We start from the raw sequence: 15,610 nt of genomic DNA, 5'->3' as shown, positions 1-15,610 counted from the left end.
GCTGGGTCAGCCCCGGCGCTGGCTGATGGCGTACAGCGCGATGCCTGCCGCCACTCCGGCGTTGAGGCTCTCGAGACCCGTGCTCATCGGGATCGAGACGATCTCGTCGCAGGTCTCGCCCACGAGGCGCGACAGGCCCTTGCCCTCGCTGCCGATGACGACGACCAGCGGGCCGTCGACCAGCTGCGAGTCGGCGACGTCGACCGTGCCGTCGGCGGCCAGGCCGATGACCATGCAGCCGTCCTCCTGGAACTGCTTGAGCGTGCGCGTGACGTTGGTGACGCGAGCCACCGGCACCCGGGCCGCCGCACCCGCGGACGTCTTCCAGGCGGCGGCGGTGATCTGCGCGGCCCGACGCTCGGGGATGACGACGCCGTGCGCGCCGAAGCCCGAGGCCGAGCGGATGATCGCGCCGAGGTTGCGGGGGTCGGTGATGCCGTCGAGCACCAGGATGAGCGCCGGCTCGTCGCGCTCGGCGGCGAGGTCGAGCAGGTCCTGCGGGTGCGCGTAGTCGTACGCGTTGAGCTTGGCCGCGATGCCCTGGTGCACGGCGCCGCCGGTGAGCTTGTCGAGCTCGATGCGTCCGATCTCGAGCAGGCTGACGTGCTGCTCGGCGGCGAGCTTGAAGATCTCTCGGATCTTCTCGTCGCGGTCGGTGCCCTCGGCGACGTAGAGCGCGTGCACCGGCACGGTCGCGCGCAACAGCTCGAGCACCGAGTTGCGTCCGGCGACCCACTCGGCGCCCTCGCCCGGCTTGGCCCGCTTGGGCCGCGCCTGCTCGCGCTTGGCAGTCGCGTTCTTCATCTTGTAGATCTTGTGGTTCGGACGGTCCTCGGCCCGCGGGGTCGGGCCCTTGCCCTCGAGCCCCTGGCGGCGGCGTCCGCCGGATCCCGCGGTGGGGTTGCCCTTGCCGGACTTCTTGATGGCGCCTCTGCGACTGCTGTTGCCTGGCATGGTGCTAGCTCCCTAGAAGATCAGTCTTCACGGACCAGCGCGCACCCTGCGGCGTGTCCTCGATGTCGATGCCGGCCGCCGTGAGCTGGTCGCGCACACGGTCTGCGGTGGCGAAGTCCTTGGTGGCCCGTGCCGCCTGGCGCTGCTCGAGGAGTCCCTCGACGAGGGAGTCGATCACCTGCGCATAGGCCGCATCGTCACCCCCACGATCCCACGTCGGGGACAGTGGGTCCAAACCGAGCACGTCGAGCATGGCCCGGACGTCGGCGAGAGCTCGGCGCAGGTGGGCGCTGTCGCCGTCCGGCAGCGCCGCCTGTCCGGCTCGCACGACGGACTGCAGGTGGGCCAGCGCCGCCGGTACCGACAGGTCGTCGTCCATCGCCGTGGCGAACCCGTCGACCACCTCGCCCAGCTCGCCGGCGCCGCACAGCTCCGCGGCACGCCGGACGAATCCCTCGATGCGCCCGAACGCCGTCGCGGCCTCGGCGAGCGACTCCTCGCTGAACTCGACGATCGAGCGGTAGTGCGAGGCGGCGAGGTAGTAGCGCAGGTCGATGGGACGCACGCGCTTGACGACCTCGCTGACCATCAGCGTGTTGCCGACCGACTTCGACATCTTGGCGCCGGCCAGGTTGAGCATCGCGTTGTGCATCCACACCCGCGCGAACGGCTGCCCCGCCGCCCGCGACTGGGCCAGCTCGTTCTCGTGGTGCGGGAAGCGCAGGTCGAGCCCGCCGCCGTGGATGTCGAACTCGGGGCCCAGGTACTTGGCCGCCATCGCCGAGCACTCCAGGTGCCAGCCCGGACGTCCGCGGCCCCAGGGCGTCGGCCACGAGGCGGACTCGGGGTCGCCGGCCTTGTGCCCCTTCCAGAGCGCGAAGTCGCGGCCGTCGCGCTTGCCCTCGGGCGGGGCGTCCTCGGCGTTGAGCATGTCGTCGACCTTCTGCCCGGACAGCTCCCCGTAGGCGGGCCACGACCGGACGTCGAAGTAGACGTCACCCGAACCGTCGCCCGCGGCGTAGGCGTGACCCCGCTCGATGAGCGTCTGGATCATCTCGATCATCTCGGGGACGACGCCGGTCGCGCGCGGCTCGTACGTGGGCGGGACGCAGCCCAGCACCTCGTAGGCCGCGTGCAGCGCCCGCTCGTTCTCGTAGGCCACCGCGAACCACGGACGTCCCTGCTCGACGCCCTTGGCCAGGATCTTGTCGTCGATGTCGGTGACGTTGGCGACGATCGAGACCTCGAGGCCCGAGCGCTCGAGCCACCGGCGCAGGACGTCGAAGACGACCTCCTTGCGGATGTGGCCGATGTGCGGCGGGCCCTGCACCGTCAGCCCGCAGTGATAGATCGACACCCGGCCCGGGACGACCGGGTCGAGAGCGCGGATCTGCCGGGACGCGGTGTCGTAGAGCTGGAATGCCACGGCACAACCCTATCGGCTCGCGGCGACCCGGCGGCGATCGTCCGTCCGGCTGTCGTGCTGTCACATCAGCCCCACACGTCCCATCGACGGCCTACCATGGTGCGATGCGCCGCATCCTTCCCCTTGTCGCCTCCGCCGTCGTCGGCCTCGGCGTCGTGACCGCCGTCCCCGCCACGGCCGCCACCGACCAGCCCACCTTCCACCGCTGGACGTCCACGGGCGACTTCGCCCAGGGCACGTCGAAGGGCCTGTCCGCCAAGTCCGGACGCATGGTGGTCGGCGGCAAGACGTCGGTGACCCGCTACAAGGACCCCCGCGTCTCGGGCGGCAAGAAGTCGTACGACCGCGGCACGTGGCAGAGCCCGTGGCAGTCCACCGGCTCCGCCGCCACCTCGCTCGTCCCGTCGTGGAGCATCAAGACACCCGGCGGCACGTGGGCTCGCATCGACGTCCGCGTGCGCAGCGGCGCCACGGTCGGCAGCTGGGACACCGTCGCCCGGTGGGCCGGCAGCACCTCGCGCGTCAAGCGCTCGTCGTACTCCGCGCAGTCCGATGACCTCGCCCGCGTCTCGACCGACACCGTGCTGGCCAATGCCGGCAAGAGTTTCGACCGCTACCAGGTGCGCGTCATCCTGCACCGGCCCAAGGGCAGCCGCTCCACGCCGACGCTGTACGCCGTCAACGCCGTCGCCGCACCGTTCGCCACCCGGTCGATCCCGACCAGCGCCACCACCATGACGGCCACGACCGACCTGCCGGTGCCGCAGTCGTCCCAGATGATCCACCGCGGCGAGTTCCCGCAGTGGGGCAACGGCGGCGAGGCGTGGTGCTCGCCGACGTCCACCGCGATGGTCATGCGCTACTACGGCAAGGGACCGAAGCCGTCGGCCTACTCGTGGTCGCGCTACACCGACTCGTTCGTCGACCACGCCGCCCGCTACACCTACGACCACCAGTACAAGGGCACCGGCAACTGGTCGTTCAACGCCGCCTACGCCGCGGGCTACTCGCTCGACACGTTCGTGACGCGCCTCGACTCGCTGCGTGAGGCCGAGAGCTTCATCCGCGCCGGCATCCCGCTGGTCGCCTCCGTCGCCTTCGGCCGCGGCCAGCTCACCGGATCGCCCATCTCGGCGACGCCCGGACACCTCATAGTCATCCGCGGGTTCACGGCCACCGGCGACGTCATCGTCAACGACCCGGCCGCGCCGAAGAACTCGACCGTGCGGCGCGTCTACTCCCGGGCGCAGTTCGAGAAGGCCTGGACCAACGGCAGCGGCGGGGTCGTCTACGTCATCCGTCCCACCAGCACTCCCCTGCCGGCTGCCAGCGCCCGCTGGTAGGTCAGGACACCCGCACCGAGATGCGCGGGTAGCCGGTCGCGCCGTCGGGCAGCACGTCGGCGACGGCATCGGTCTGGGGCTTGCCCGTGGCATCGGTCGCCCGCGCCTCGATGGCGTGGTCGCCGGGCTCGGCGTCCCAGTCGGCCGTCCACTGAACCCACGTGTCGACCGACGGAGCCGCGCCCAGGCGGGCCTTCTGCCACGGGCCGCCGTCGACACGGAACTCGACGCCCTCGACACCCGTGTGCTGGGCCCAGGCCACACCGGCCACCGTCACGGTGCCGGCATCGACCGTGCCGCCGTCGCGCGGGACGTCGATGCGTGACTCGGTCTTGATGGGGCCGCGCTCGCCCCAGCCGCGCTGCGTCCAGAACGCCTCGAAGTCGTCGAAGCGGGTGACCTTCCACTCCGTGACCCACTTGGTCGCCGAGACGTAGCCGTACAGGCCGGGCACGACCTGCCGCACCGGGAACCCGTGCGGCACGGGCAGCGGCTCGCCGTTCATGGTGAGGGCCAGCAGCGCGTCGCGGCCGTCCGTCAGGGCGTCGAGCGGCGTGCCGCACGTCCACCCGTCCTCGGACGTCGAGAGAAGCGCGTCGGCGCCGGGCCGGATGCCGACCTCGTCGAGGATGCTCTTGATCGGCACGCCGCCCCACACGGTGTTGCCGATCAGCTCGCCGCCCACGACGTTCGAGACGCAGCAGATCGTGATCCAGGCGTCGGTGAGACCGCGGTCGAGCAGGTCCTGATAGCTCAACGTCAGCTCGCGGTCGACCATCCCGGTGATGCGCAGCCGCCACTCGGACGGGTCGATCAGCGGCGCCTGCAGCGCGGTGTCGATGCGGTAGAAGTCACGGTTGGAGGTCAGCCACGGCTGCTGCCCGGCGACCTGCAGATCGGCGCCGGCCGGCACCTCGACGGGACGGGCCGGGATGCGCAGCGCGGCTCGAGCCCGCTCGACGGTCTGCCGGCGACGACGGCGCGAGGCCAGGGCCTGCCCCGCACCGCCCACCACGGCCGTCGCGACCGCGATCAGCGCGGCCGTGCGGATGAACGTGCGACGCGACGCGTCGGGCGCGGCATGCGCGTTCGCGCGGGGTGCCAGCAGCAGCTGCAGCACGGCGACCAGCACGAACCCGCCGGCGACGGCGGCGAAGACGCCTTGGGGCGAGGCGTAGGGGCGCGTCAGCACCGCGGCCGCCGCCAGGACGACCAGCAGCGAGACGAGGGCGAACGCCGCGAGCCGGCGGGTGAGCCACCACCGCCCGACCACTGCGCCGAGCAGCAGGATGGCCACCACGACGCTCGCGACGGCGAGGGGCTTGTCCTTGGTGCCGACGACCTCGATGATCGCGTGGGCGATGGGGCCGGGCGTCAGGGCGATGACCGACTGGCCGACCGACACGACCGGCGACTCGCGCAGGTCGAGCAGGGCGCTGAGCCCCTCGCTGGCCACCATCGATGCCGCCGCGGCCAGCACGCCGGCAGTCACCGTCACTCGAGCTCTCACCTCGCCATCCTCGCGCGCACGTCCAATCTGTGCCGGACGAACTGGCATGATCGGCAGGTGAGCTCTGCACGCATCGGCATCGGCACCGACGTCCACCGCCTCGTCGACGGACGTCCTATGTGGCTCGCGGGCCTGTCGTGGCCCGACGAGCCGCAGGGGCTGGAGGGCCACTCCGACGGCGACTGCGTCGCCCACGCCATCGTCGACGCGGTGCTCGGTGCCGCGGGTCTCGGTGACATCGGCAGCCACTTCGGCACGTCCGACCCGCAGTGGTCCGGAGCGGCCGGCGTCGACTTCCTGGTCGAGACCGCGCGGCGGCTGCACGAGCACGGCTGGACGGTCGGCAACGTCTCGGTGCAGGTGATCGGCAACGGCCCGAAGATCGGTCCCCGCCGCGAGCAGGCGCAGCGCGTGCTGAGCGATGCGGTCGGCGGCCCCGTCGCCCTGTCGGCCACGACGACCGACGGTCTGGGCCTGACCGGACGCGGTGAGGGCATCGCCGCCATCGCGACCGCCCTCGTCGTCCCTCGCTGACCCCTTCCGCCCCTACCCCCCCCCCGGGGGTCGGTGCGCCAGCGTCCAAGAATCGGGAGACGGTGGACGCGAACGCACCGCCCTGCGGGCCCGGACATGACGAAGCCCCGGCCCCGCGTGAGCGGAACCGGGGCGTGCGAGCGTCAGATCAGGACGCGAGGACCTCGTCGAGACGCGTCTCGGCCTTGTCCTCGTTGGTCTTCTCGGCCAGCGCCAGCTCGGACACCAGGATCTGGCGAGCCTTGGCCAGCATGCGCTTCTCACCGGCGGACAGTCCGCGCTCGTGATCGCGGCGCCACAGGTCGCGCACGACCTCGGCGACCTTCAGCACGTCGCCGGAGTGCAGCTTCTCGAGGTTCGCCTTGTAGCGCCGGGACCAGTTGGTCGGTTCTTCGACGTGCTCGGCACGGAGGACCCCGAACACCCGCTCGAGGCCTGCTTCGTCGACGACGTCGCGAACCCCGACAAGATCAAGGTTGCACGCGGGGACGCGGACGACCAGATCGTTCTGCGAGACGATGCGCAGCACGAGGTAATCACGCTCCTCGCCCTTGATCGTCCGGGTCTCGATGTCCTCGATGACTGCAGCGCCGTGATTGGGATAGACAACGGTTTCGCCGACAGTAAAAGTCATAGAGAAAACACCCTTCGTAGATTCCAAGAATACCATGAGGAACCCACAACCACCCCTGCGCTTTCAGGGCATGGACGCCATAGCAGACGACCTGTGAGCAGGTCAAAGGCATGCTCCACCGAGGTCTCGGATACCATCGAGGCGGGTCGTGCGACCCGCTGCCGTCCCACTCGCGGACGGCCGCGCAGCCCGCGCCCGATCGACTCGCAGCCCCTCGACGCTGACCCTTCGACGAAAGTAGTGACCCGGTGAGCCACGCAGCCCGTCGCCGTCTGATCGCCGTCTCCCTGACCGCGGTCGCCGGCCTGAGCCTGACCGCCTGTGGGACGAGCTTCGGCGCCCAGACCAACCAGGTCTACCAGCCCGCCGTGGGCACCAACGTGCGCGGACAGGTCGAGTCGCACAACACGCTCCTCGTGGCCAACCGCGACGGGTCGGCGACCCTGTCGGCCGCCGTGGTCAGCAACCTCAAGACCGATCAGACCCTCACGGGCGTCACGGTCACCGATCAGCAGGGCAAGACCCTCACGGTGCGCAAGCCCAAGGCCCCCCTGACGCTTCCCAGCCGCGTGCTCACCACGATCGGCGGCGAGGCGCCCGACAGCGTCTTCGTGGTCACCTCCGGTGCCGAGCCGGGCGACTACGTCGACGTCACCTACACCTTCAGCGACTCCTCCGAGCTCGTCGTCGACGCGCCGGTGGTCGCCCGCGCCGAGCACGCCGCCGAGTACGAGGACGTCGCCGGCGGCGACGGCATCGTGCCCAAGGCCGTCAGCGGCACCGGCACCGAGTAGGCAGCGGCCACGCACGGCCGACCACGAGCACGACGAACCCCCCGCTGCGGCAGGCAGCGGGGGGTTCGTGGTTCGTGGCCCTCAGCCGTCCTCGCGGGAGGACGCCGGGGCGGGCGGGGTTCAGCTCAGCTGGCCGGTGACCAGGTAGACGACGCGGCGAGCCATCGAGACGGCGTGGTCGCCGATGCGCTCGTAGTAGCGACCGAGCAGCGCGATGTCGACCGCCGGCTCGACGCCGTGGTCCCACGAGTCGCCGAGCAGGGCCCGGAACAGCTCCTTGCGCAGCTGGTCCATCTCGTCGTCCTCGGCCTCGAGCTGCGCCGCCTTGGCGACGTCGCGGTTGGCCACGATGCGCGAGGCCGAGTCGATCATCGAGTCGGCGACCGACGCCATCGACAGGATCGTCGGGTGCAGGTGCGCCGGCACAGCCGACTCGGGCATCCGTCGCCGCGCGATCTTGGCGACGTGGACGGACAGGTCGCCCATCCGCTGCAGGTCGGCCAGCATCCGCAGGGTCGCGACGAGCTGGCGCAGGTCGGTGGCGACCGGCTGCTGGGTGGCGAGGAGCAGCAGGGTGCGCTCCTCGATGGTCTCGGTGGCCTCGTCGATGACCTTGTCGCCGGCGATGACCGACTCCGCGATCTGGCCGTCTGCCTGCAGCAGCGCCTTGGTCGCGTCGGCGACGGCACCGCGGACGGTTCCGGTCAGGTCCACCAGGTCGTCGACGATGGCGTCGAGCTGTTCGTAATACTGATCGCGCATGACACCCACCGTAGGGAGGGCGGGTGAACGCACGGCGACCCCCGGTGAACGGGGCGTGAACGCCAGCCGAAAGCACTGTCGCCGCGGGCCTCGGTGGACGTCCGCCAGCGGGACCGCCCCCTACGATCATCGTGTGGACATCAGCGCAGGCCTCGTGATCGCGGGAGCGATCGGTGCCGTCGTCGGAGCCATGATCACGTACCTGTGGAGATTCAGCGAGAGGACGCAGCACACCGTGGCCGAGCAGCCTGCCCCCGTCGTCCCCCCCGGCGTCGAGCTCGTCCTGTCGGTGCTCTCCTCCTCCGCGGTCCTCATCGACTCCGCCGACACGGTCGTGAAGGCGTCGGCTCCGGCCTTCGCGATGGGCATCATCAACGACGACCGTCTCGAGCCCGACGAGCTCATGGCCCTGGTGCGCCAGGTGCGCCGCGACGGTCAGGTGCGCGAGGCCGACATCTCCCTGCAGCCCAAGCGCGGCACGACGGCCTACATCCACGCCCGCGTCGCTCCGCTGACGTCCCGCCTGATCCTCGTGCTCGCCGACGACCGCACGCGCGAGCAGCGCGTCGAGTCGATCCGCCGCGACTTCGTCGCCAACGTCAGCCACGAGCTCAAGACGCCGGTGGGCGCGCTCAACCTGCTGGCCGAGGCCGTCGGCGAGGCCAAGGACGATCCCGAGGCGGTCGTGCGCTTCTCCAGCCGCATGCACCTCGAGAGCGAGCGACTCACCCGGCTCGTGCAGCAGATCATCGACCTGTCGCGCCTGCAGAACGACATCCTCAGCGACGACGCCACGGCCATCAAGGTCGGCGAGCTCGTCGGCGAGGCCTGCGAGCACTCCGCGACCGAGGCCGAGCACAAGAAGATCGACATCGTCACGTCGGTCGAGCCCGACCTGCAGGTGCACGGCGACCGGTCGCAGCTGCACGCCGCCGTCAGCAACCTGGTCGAGAACGCCGTGACTTACAGCCCCGAGGGCTCACGGGTCACCGTGACGGCTCTGCTCGACGACGGCGACGTGCGGCTGACCGTCACCGACAACGGCATCGGCATCCCCGGCGAGGAGCTCGACCGCATCTTCGAGCGGTTCTACCGCGTCGACCCGGCCCGGGCCCGGGCCACCGGCGGGACGGGGCTGGGTCTGTCGATCGTCAAGCACGTCGCCGCCAGCAACGGCGGCACCGTCGAGGTGTGGAGCGAGCCCGGACTCGGCTCGTCGTTCACCCTCGTGCTGCCGGCGTTCCAGCACGACATCGATGAAGACTCTGAGAGGAACCGAGCGTGACGAAGGTACTGGTCGTCGAGGACGAGACGAGCTACAGCGAGGCACTGTCGTACGTGCTGCGCAAGGAGGGCTTCGACGTCGCCATCGCCGAGACGGGCCCCGACGCGCTGACCGAGTTCGACCGTGGCGGAGCCGACATCGTCCTGCTCGACCTGATGCTGCCGGGCCTGTCGGGCACCGAGGTGTGCCGCACCATCCGGCAGACGTCGTCGGTGCCGATCATCATGGTCAGCGCCAAGGACACCGAGGTCGACAAGGTCGTCGGGCTCGAGCTGGGCGCCGACGACTACGTCACCAAGCCGTACTCGCCCCGCGAGCTCGTCGCCCGCATCCGCGCCGTGCTGCGACGGGGTGCCGGCGACGAGATCGACGACAGCGCCTCGCTCGAGGCGGGCCGTGTGCGCATGGACGTCGACCGGCACCTGGTGACGATCGACGGCTCCGAGACCAAGTTCCCGCTCAAGGAGTTCGAGCTGCTCGAGTACTTCCTGCGCAACCCCGGCCGCGTGCTGACCCGCGGACAGCTCATCGACCGGGTGTGGGGCGCCGACTACGTGGGCGACACCAAGACGCTCGACGTCCACGTCAAGCGCCTGCGCGCCAAGATCGAGCCCGATCCCACCAACCCCGTCACCCTGACCACCGTGAGAGGCCTCGGCTACAAGTACGACAGCTAGGGCGCGCGGCTCACTCAACCCGTTGCCCCAATCACAGGTCGAGCGAGCTCCAGCGAGCGAAGACAGACGCCCGGGCGAAGCCCGGCAGCGGTTGGGGGCACCTCCCGCGAGCGCAGCGAGTGGGGGAGGGACGAACCGCTGGGGCCGCGAGGGACGAGCGGCGCGTCAGCGCCCTTGGTTCGCCACGGCCGCGATGGCGGCCTCGGCGGCGGCGGGGTCGAGGTACTGGCCACCCTTGACGGTGGGACGCAGGTCGGCGTCGAGCTCGTAGACCAGCGGGATGCCGGTGGGGATGTTGAGCCCCACGACCTCCTCCTCGCCCAGCCCGTCGAGGTGCTTGACGAGCGCCCGCAGCGAGTTGCCGTGGGCCGTCACGAGCACGACCTTGCCGTCGAGCAGGTCGGGGACGATCGCGTCGTACCAGTACGGGAGCATGCGGTCGAGCACCTGGGCCAGGGCCTCGGTGCGCGGCAGCAGCTCGTCGGGCAGCGCGGCGTAGCGGGGGTCGGCAGCCTGGCTGAACTCGTCGTCGTCAGCGATCGCCGGCGGCGGCGTGTCGTACGACCGGCGCCAGGTCATGAACTGCTCCTCGCCGTACTGCTCGAGCGTGGCCTTCTTGTCCTTGCCCTGCAGCGCGCCGTAGTGGCGCTCGTTGAGTCGCCACGACCGCTTGACCGGGATCCAGTGCCGGTCGATGCCGTCCAGCACGATCTGGGACGTGCGGATCGCGCGACGCAGCAGCGACGTGTGCGAGACGTCGGGCAGCAGGCCGGCCTCGGCCAGCATGGACGCGCCCTTGTGCGCCTCGTCGACGCCCTGCTCGTTGAGGTCGACGTCGACCCAACCGGTGAAGAGGTTCTTGGCGTTCCACTCGCTGTGACCGTGACGCAGAAGGATGAGAGTGCTCATGCCTTGAGCCTATGGGGTCACGCGTCGGACGAGGAGTCGCCCTGCTGCTCGGAGTACATCTGGCTCAGCGCCTGCACGTAGTCGTTCTGCGACTGCATGCCCTCGAGCGTCCACCGCTGATCGACCACGACGTACGGGAGCGCGTCGATGGCGAGCGACTGGCCCGTCTCGTTCTGCGTACGCACCTCGTCGGCGTACTCCGTGCTGGCCAGCAGCGCCTCGGCGGTCTCGAGCTCGAGGCCCACGAGCGCGGCGCGGGTGGCGAGGGTGAACGGATCGGCGATGTCGGCGCCCTCGAGGAAGTGCGCCCGCCACAGCTGGTGCGCCAGGTCGCGCTGGAAGCCCGGCCCGGCCTCGTCGGCCCAGGTGAGCAGGCGCCACGCGTCGAAGGAGTCGGCCGCGAGGACGTCGTCGAAGTCGAGGTCGATGCCGGTGATCTTGGCTGCGGCCACCACGCGAGCGCGAGCGTCGTCGGAGTCGTCGACGGGCACCTGGAACGCCCGGAACGTCATCTCGACCGGCTCGCCCGTCAGGATCGAGAACATCGCGGCCGCCCGCTCGAATCGCGTGGCCCCGATGTAGGCCCACGGGTCCGTCACGTCGGCGAACACGATGACCTTCACGACGTCAACGCTACGCGACGCGGAGCCGTGCGGCACGGCCCGGTGCGCAGGGCCCGGACCTCAGGGCTTGAGGTGCTTGAAAGCGTCGAGGTTGCGGGTCGACTCGCCCCGCGACTCGCGCCACTGCCACTCCTTGCGGATCGAGCTGGCGAACCCCAGCTCGAGGATCGTGTTGAACGACTCGTCGGCGTACGTCAGCACCGATCCGAGCAGGCGGTCGAGCTCGTCGGGCGTCACCGACTCGAGGGGCACCCGGCCGTCGAGGTAGATGTCGCCCGCCGTGTCGACCGCGAACGCGACCCCGAACATCTTGAGGTTGCGCTCGAGCAGCCAGCGGTAGACGACCTGGTGGTTCTCGTCGGGGTTGCGGGCCACGAAGGCGTGGATGCCGAGCGCGTGCCGGCCGATGTCGAGACGGCACGTCGTCTGCAGCTTGCGCTCCCCCGGCAGCGTCACCTCGAAGACGCCGGTCTGGTGCTCGGTGTAGGCCAGCGACGACGCCTCGAGGGTGTCGATGATGGTGCGGCGGACGTCTGCGGCGGTCGTGTCGGTCATGCGAGTGCCTCCTGGCGGGCGATGACGGCATCGACGTAGACGCCGAGCGTGCGGTCGGCGGTGACGTCCCAGCCGAATCCCTCGGCGTGGCGGACGGCCTTGTGGCTCATCGCCTCGCGCGCGCTGGGGTCGGTGAGCAGGTGGTGGATCGCCGCGGCGTAGTCGACGGGGTCGTGCCCGTCGATCAGCACGCCCGTGACGCCGTCCGACACCGACGTCGACAGCCCGCCGACGCGGGCCGCGACGACGGGCGTGCCACAGGCCTGCGCCTCGATCGCGACCAGCCCGAACGACTCGTTGTACGAGGGCACGCAGACCACCGAGGCCGCGGCGTACCAGTCGGCGAGCTCGCGCTGCGCGACGGTGGGCACGAACCGGACGACGTCGGCGATGCCGAGCTCGTCGCTGAGATCGGCCAGGGCGGTGGGCTGGTCGAGGCCCGAGCCCGAGGCTCCACCGACCACTGCGACGACGAGCCGCGACCGCAGGGCGGGGTCGCGGGCCAGCATCTCCGCGGCGGCACGCAGCACCACGTCGGGGGCCTTGAGCGGTTGGATGCGGCCGGCGAACAGCAGCAGCGCGGCGTCGGGGGCGATGCCGAGGCGACGGCGTGCGTCGTCGTGCCGGCCGGGCGTGAACACCGCGAGGTCGACACCAGGGTGCACCACCGCGACCCGCTCGGGCGCGGCGCCGTACAGCTCGATGAGCTCGCGACGCTCTTCGGACGTGTTGGCGATCAGCCGGTCGGCGAGACGGACGATCTCCTCCTCGCCGTAGACACGGCCGATGGGCTCGGCGGCGTCGCCGTCGGCGAGCATCGCGTTCTTGACCTTGGCCATCGTGTGCATCGTGTGGACGAGCGGGACGTCCCACCGCTCGCGGGCCACCGTGCCGACCTGGCCCGACAACCAGTAGTGCGAGTGGACGAGGTCGAAGTGGCCCGGCTCGCGCTCGACCTCGGCCCGCAGGACGTCACGCACGAACGAGCACAGCTGTGACGGGAGGTCGTTCTTCTCGAGACCCTCGAACGGGCCCGCGGCGACGTGGTGCACGAGGATGCCCGGCTCGACGTCGTGCACGGCGGGCTGGTGCCGCGAGGTGGCGCGGGTGAAGATCTCGACCTCGATGCCCCGCGCCGCGAGCTGACGCGACAGCTCGAGCACGTAGACGTTCATGCCGCCCGCATCGCCGTCGCCGGGCTGCTCCAGCGGCGACGTGTGCGCAGAGAGCATGGCGATTCGCCTGAGCATGTGCACCCACCTTTCGCTCCCATCGTCCCACCTGCTCCTCAGCGTGCACCCGCAACCGTCTGCGACGATGGGTACATGCCTACCGCCGTCGTGACCGGAGCCAGCAGTGGCATCGGCGCCGCCTCCGCCCGTGCCCTGGCCGCCGAGGGGTACCACGTGTTCTGCGTGGCCCGCCGCACCGAGCGCATCGAGGCGCTCGCCGCCGAGATCGGCGGCACCGCCGTGACGTGCGACGTCACCGACGAGACGCAGGTGTCCGACCTGGCGGACGCCGTCGGGCCCACGCTCGACCTGCTGCTCAACAACGCCGGCGGCGCCCTCGGCACCGACCCGGTCTCGTCCGGCGACCCCGCCGACTGGCGCCGCATGTACGAGGTCAACGTGATCGGCACGCTGCTGGTCACCCGCGCGCTGCTGCCGGCCCTGGTCGCCAGCGGCGCCGGCACCCTCATCAACCTCGGCTCCACCGCCGGTCACGTCACCTACGAGGGCGGCGGCGGCTACACCGCGGCCAAGCACGGCGTCACGGCGATGACCGAGACCCTGCGCCTCGAGCTCAACGGCCAGCCGGTGCGCGTCACCGAGATCGCGCCGGGGATGGTCCGCACCGACGAGTTCTCGCTCAACCGCTTCGGCGGCGACACCGCCCGCGCCGACGCGATCTACGCCGGCGTCCGCCAGCCGCTGGTCGCCGAGGACGTCGCCGACACGATCGCCTGGGTCGCCACGCGGCCCCACCACGTCAACATCGACCTGCTGGTGGTCAAGCCGCTCGCGCAGGCAGCCCAGCACAAGGTGCACCGCGAGCCGTAGTCACACGAGGCCGTCGCGCAGCACCCGCTTGAGCAGCTTGCCCGACTGGTTGCGCGGCAGGTCGTCGACGACGTGGACGCTCTTGGGCACCTTGAAGCCGGCCAGGCTCTGCTTGGCGTGGGCGATCAGCTCGTCGGGCGTGACGGGCGCCGACGTGACGACGAACGCCGTGACGGCCTCGATCCACCGGTCGTCGGGCGTGCCGATGACCGCGACCTCGGCCACGGCGGGGTGCGTGTAGAGCACGTCCTCGACCTCCCGCGACGCCACCAGCACGCCGCCGGTGTTGATGACGTCCTTGATGCGGTCGACGACGGTCAGGTACCCGCGGTCGTCGACCCGCACGAGGTCGCCGGAGTGGAACCAGCCGTCGCGGAACGCCTCGGCGGTCTCGTCGGGCTTGTTCCAGTAGCCCTCGCACAGCTGCGGCGAGCGGTAGACGACCTCGCCCGGCTCGCCCACCGGCACGTCGGCGCCCTCGGCGTCCACGACCCTGACCTCGACGAACAGCACGGGTCGGCCGCACGAGTCGGAGCGGTCGACGTGCTCCTCGGGTCGCAGCACGGTCGCGAGCGGACCGATCTCGGACTGGCCGAAGCAGTTCCAGAAGCCCAGGTCGGGCAGCGCCTCCTGCAGCCGGCGTAGGACGGGCTGCGGCATGATCGACGCGCCGTAGAAGGCCTTGCGCAGGCTCGACAGGTCGCGGGTCGCGAAGTCGGCGTGCTGGGACAGCGGCACCCACACGGTCGGAGCGAGGAACAGCGACCTCAGCGAGCGCTCCTCGACCAGGCGCAGGATCTCGGGGATGTCGGGCGCCTCCATGAGGTGGTTGGTCGCACCGACCGCGAGGTACGGCATCAGGAACACGTGCATGCCCGCCGAGTGGTAGAGCGGCATGGGGTGCAGCGGCTCGTCGGCGGCGGCGTAGTCGAGCGCAACGATCGACGAGACGTACTCGTGCACGAGCGCGCGGTGGGTCATCATGGCGCCCTTGGGCTTCGACGTCGTGCCCGACGTGTAGAGCAGCTGCACCAGGTCGGAGTCGGCCACCTCGACGTCGATCACCGGCACCTCGCCGGTCGACGCCTGCTCGAGCAGCGAGCCCGCGAGGTCGCGCAGCGGCAGGACGACCTCGACGTCCACCCCGGCGGCATCGATCGCCGGCTGCAGCGACGGATCGACGAGCACGGCGCGGCTGCCCGAGTCGTCGACGAGGTACGTCAGCTCGTCACCGGTCAGCGCGTAGTTGATCGGCACGTGGACCAGGCCCGCGCGGGCACAGCCGAGATAGGCCAGCAGGTAGGCGTCGGAGTTGCGTCCGTAGGTCGCGACACGGTCTCCGTGGCGCAGGCCCAGGTCGAGCAGCACGCGGGCGGCACGGCTGACGGCGTCGTCGAGCTCGGCGTACGTCCACGTGCGGTCGGCGAACCTCAGGGCCGTCCGGTCGGGGTGGCGGCTGGCGCTGCGCTGCAGCATCCCGTCGACGGTGCTGACGCGTGGGGACGACATGTGACCTCCGGAGCGGCGGCACGGGCGTCCGC

At 70.9% G+C, this 15,610-nt stretch carries 16 protein-coding genes; 6 read left to right on the top strand and 10 right to left on the bottom strand.

What is annotated here, in order from left to right; genetic code table 11:
• Positions 1 to 6: 6 nt before the first annotated feature.
• A complete protein-coding gene (rlmB, locus tag DX116_RS09640) occupies positions 7 to 954 on the bottom strand; it encodes a 23S rRNA (guanosine(2251)-2'-O)-methyltransferase RlmB (protein WP_119703876.1) in 948 nt (315 codons plus the stop codon).
• Between the two features lie 4 nt (positions 955 to 958).
• A complete protein-coding gene (cysS, locus tag DX116_RS09635; RefSeq protein ID WP_119703875.1) occupies positions 959 to 2,380 on the bottom strand; it encodes a cysteine--tRNA ligase in 1,422 nt (473 codons plus the stop codon).
• Positions 2,381 to 2,484: 104 nt separating this feature from the next.
• Here cysS and DX116_RS09630 point away from each other — a divergent pair, with 104 nt between their 5' ends.
• Positions 2,485 to 3,723, top strand: coding sequence for a peptidase C39 family protein (locus DX116_RS09630; RefSeq protein WP_158591961.1), 1,239 nt, complete (start codon positions 2,485 to 2,487; stop codon positions 3,721 to 3,723).
• 1 nt (position 3,724) lies between these two features.
• On the opposite strand, the gene DX116_RS09625 is transcribed toward DX116_RS09630, so the two are convergent.
• Positions 3,725 to 5,233 carry a molybdopterin-dependent oxidoreductase gene (locus DX116_RS09625; protein WP_233556627.1) on the bottom strand — a complete coding sequence of 503 codons (1,509 nt, stop codon included), beginning with the start codon at positions 5,231 to 5,233 and terminating at the stop codon, positions 3,725 to 3,727.
• 57 nt (positions 5,234 to 5,290) lie between these two features.
• Between DX116_RS09625 and ispF the strand changes: the two genes are divergently transcribed.
• Positions 5,291 to 5,767, top strand: coding sequence for a 2-C-methyl-D-erythritol 2,4-cyclodiphosphate synthase (gene ispF, locus DX116_RS09620; RefSeq protein WP_199715978.1), 477 nt, complete (start codon positions 5,291 to 5,293; stop codon positions 5,765 to 5,767).
• Positions 5,768 to 5,915: 148 nt separating this feature from the next.
• Here ispF and DX116_RS09615 read toward each other — a convergent pair whose 3' ends face one another.
• Positions 5,916 to 6,401: a CarD family transcriptional regulator gene (locus DX116_RS09615; protein WP_056612020.1), complete on the bottom strand. Its 486-nt coding sequence runs from the start codon at positions 6,399 to 6,401 to the stop codon at positions 5,916 to 5,918.
• 248 nt (positions 6,402 to 6,649) lie between these two features.
• On the opposite strand from DX116_RS09615, the gene DX116_RS09610 reads away from it, so the two are divergent.
• On the top strand, positions 6,650 to 7,195 hold the full coding sequence (locus DX116_RS09610; protein WP_119703873.1) for a hypothetical protein: 546 nt from the start codon (positions 6,650 to 6,652) through the stop codon (positions 7,193 to 7,195).
• 120 nt (positions 7,196 to 7,315) lie between these two features.
• Here the strand turns inward: DX116_RS09610 and phoU are convergent, their stop codons facing one another.
• A complete protein-coding gene (gene phoU, locus DX116_RS09605; protein WP_119703872.1) occupies positions 7,316 to 7,957 on the bottom strand; it encodes a phosphate signaling complex protein PhoU in 642 nt (213 codons plus the stop codon).
• Positions 7,958 to 8,090: 133 nt separating this feature from the next.
• On the opposite strand from phoU, the gene DX116_RS09600 reads away from it, so the two are divergent.
• Complete coding sequence (locus tag DX116_RS09600) at positions 8,091 to 9,242, top strand: sensor histidine kinase (RefSeq protein WP_119703871.1); 1,152 nt, start codon at positions 8,091 to 8,093, stop codon at positions 9,240 to 9,242.
• Positions 9,239 to 9,919, top strand: coding sequence for a response regulator transcription factor (locus DX116_RS09595; RefSeq protein ID WP_119703870.1), 681 nt, complete (start codon positions 9,239 to 9,241; stop codon positions 9,917 to 9,919). Before DX116_RS09600 ends, DX116_RS09595 begins: the two co-directional genes overlap by 4 nt.
• Before the next feature lie 165 nt (positions 9,920 to 10,084).
• Here DX116_RS09595 and DX116_RS09590 read toward each other — a convergent pair whose 3' ends face one another.
• From DX116_RS09590 to mshA, 4 genes are read right to left on the bottom strand one after another with little or no spacing between them, the layout of a single operon-like run.
• Entirely contained in the window at positions 10,085 to 10,828 is a 744-nt protein-coding gene (locus DX116_RS09590) for a phosphoglyceromutase (protein WP_119703869.1), read from the bottom strand.
• 17 nt (positions 10,829 to 10,845) lie between these two features.
• Positions 10,846 to 11,451, bottom strand: a complete 606-nt coding sequence (locus tag DX116_RS09585; protein ID WP_158591960.1) for a DsbA family oxidoreductase — start codon at positions 11,449 to 11,451, stop codon at positions 10,846 to 10,848.
• Positions 11,452 to 11,511: 60 nt separating this feature from the next.
• Complete coding sequence (locus DX116_RS09580) at positions 11,512 to 12,006, bottom strand: type III secretion system chaperone family protein (RefSeq protein WP_119703867.1); 495 nt, start codon at positions 12,004 to 12,006, stop codon at positions 11,512 to 11,514.
• Positions 12,003 to 13,238 (bottom strand): D-inositol-3-phosphate glycosyltransferase, encoded by a 1,236-nt coding sequence (gene mshA / locus DX116_RS09575; RefSeq protein WP_233556625.1) that lies wholly within the window; start codon positions 13,236 to 13,238, stop codon positions 12,003 to 12,005. Before mshA ends, DX116_RS09580 begins: the two co-directional genes overlap by 4 nt.
• Positions 13,239 to 13,331: 93 nt before the next feature.
• Here mshA and DX116_RS09570 point away from each other — a divergent pair, with 93 nt between their 5' ends.
• Positions 13,332 to 14,069 (top strand): SDR family NAD(P)-dependent oxidoreductase, encoded by a 738-nt coding sequence (locus DX116_RS09570; RefSeq protein WP_119703865.1) that lies wholly within the window; start codon positions 13,332 to 13,334, stop codon positions 14,067 to 14,069.
• Here the strand turns inward: DX116_RS09570 and DX116_RS09565 are convergent, their stop codons facing one another.
• Positions 14,070 to 15,578 carry an acyl-CoA synthetase gene (locus tag DX116_RS09565; protein ID WP_119703864.1) on the bottom strand — a complete coding sequence of 503 codons (1,509 nt, stop codon included), beginning with the start codon at positions 15,576 to 15,578 and terminating at the stop codon, positions 14,070 to 14,072.
• Positions 15,579 to 15,610: the final 32 nt, after the last annotated feature.

The sequence above is a fragment of the Aeromicrobium endophyticum genome (genome assembly GCF_003586285.1).
Classification (GTDB): Bacteria; Actinomycetota; Actinomycetes; order Propionibacteriales; family Nocardioidaceae; genus Aeromicrobium; species Aeromicrobium endophyticum.
The sequence above is the reverse complement of the archived record's forward strand: the minus strand, read 5'-3'. Positions and strand labels throughout refer to the sequence as shown.

Bases quoted from the DNA above. Each gene is read 5' to 3' on its own strand.
- rlmB (WP_119703876.1), bottom strand. From the start codon at position 954: ATGCCAGGCAACAGCAGTCGCAGAGGCGCCATCAAGAAGTCCGGCAAG.
- DX116_RS09630 (WP_158591961.1), top strand. From the start codon at position 2,485: ATGCGCCGCATCCTTCCCCTTGTCGCCTCCGCCGTCGTCGGCCTCGGC.
- DX116_RS09615 (WP_056612020.1), bottom strand. From the start codon at position 6,401: ATGACTTTTACTGTCGGCGAAACCGTTGTCTATCCCAATCACGGCGCT.
- phoU (WP_119703872.1), bottom strand. From the start codon at position 7,957: ATGCGCGATCAGTATTACGAACAGCTCGACGCCATCGTCGACGACCTG.
- DX116_RS09590 (WP_119703869.1), bottom strand. From the start codon at position 10,828: ATGAGCACTCTCATCCTTCTGCGTCACGGTCACAGCGAGTGGAACGCC.
- DX116_RS09580 (WP_119703867.1), bottom strand. From the start codon at position 12,006: ATGACCGACACGACCGCCGCAGACGTCCGCCGCACCATCATCGACACC.
- mshA (WP_233556625.1), bottom strand. From the start codon at position 13,238: ATGCTCTCTGCGCACACGTCGCCGCTGGAGCAGCCCGGCGACGGCGAT.
- DX116_RS09570 (WP_119703865.1), top strand. From the start codon at position 13,332: ATGCCTACCGCCGTCGTGACCGGAGCCAGCAGTGGCATCGGCGCCGCC.
- DX116_RS09565 (WP_119703864.1), bottom strand. From the start codon at position 15,578: ATGTCGTCCCCACGCGTCAGCACCGTCGACGGGATGCTGCAGCGCAGC.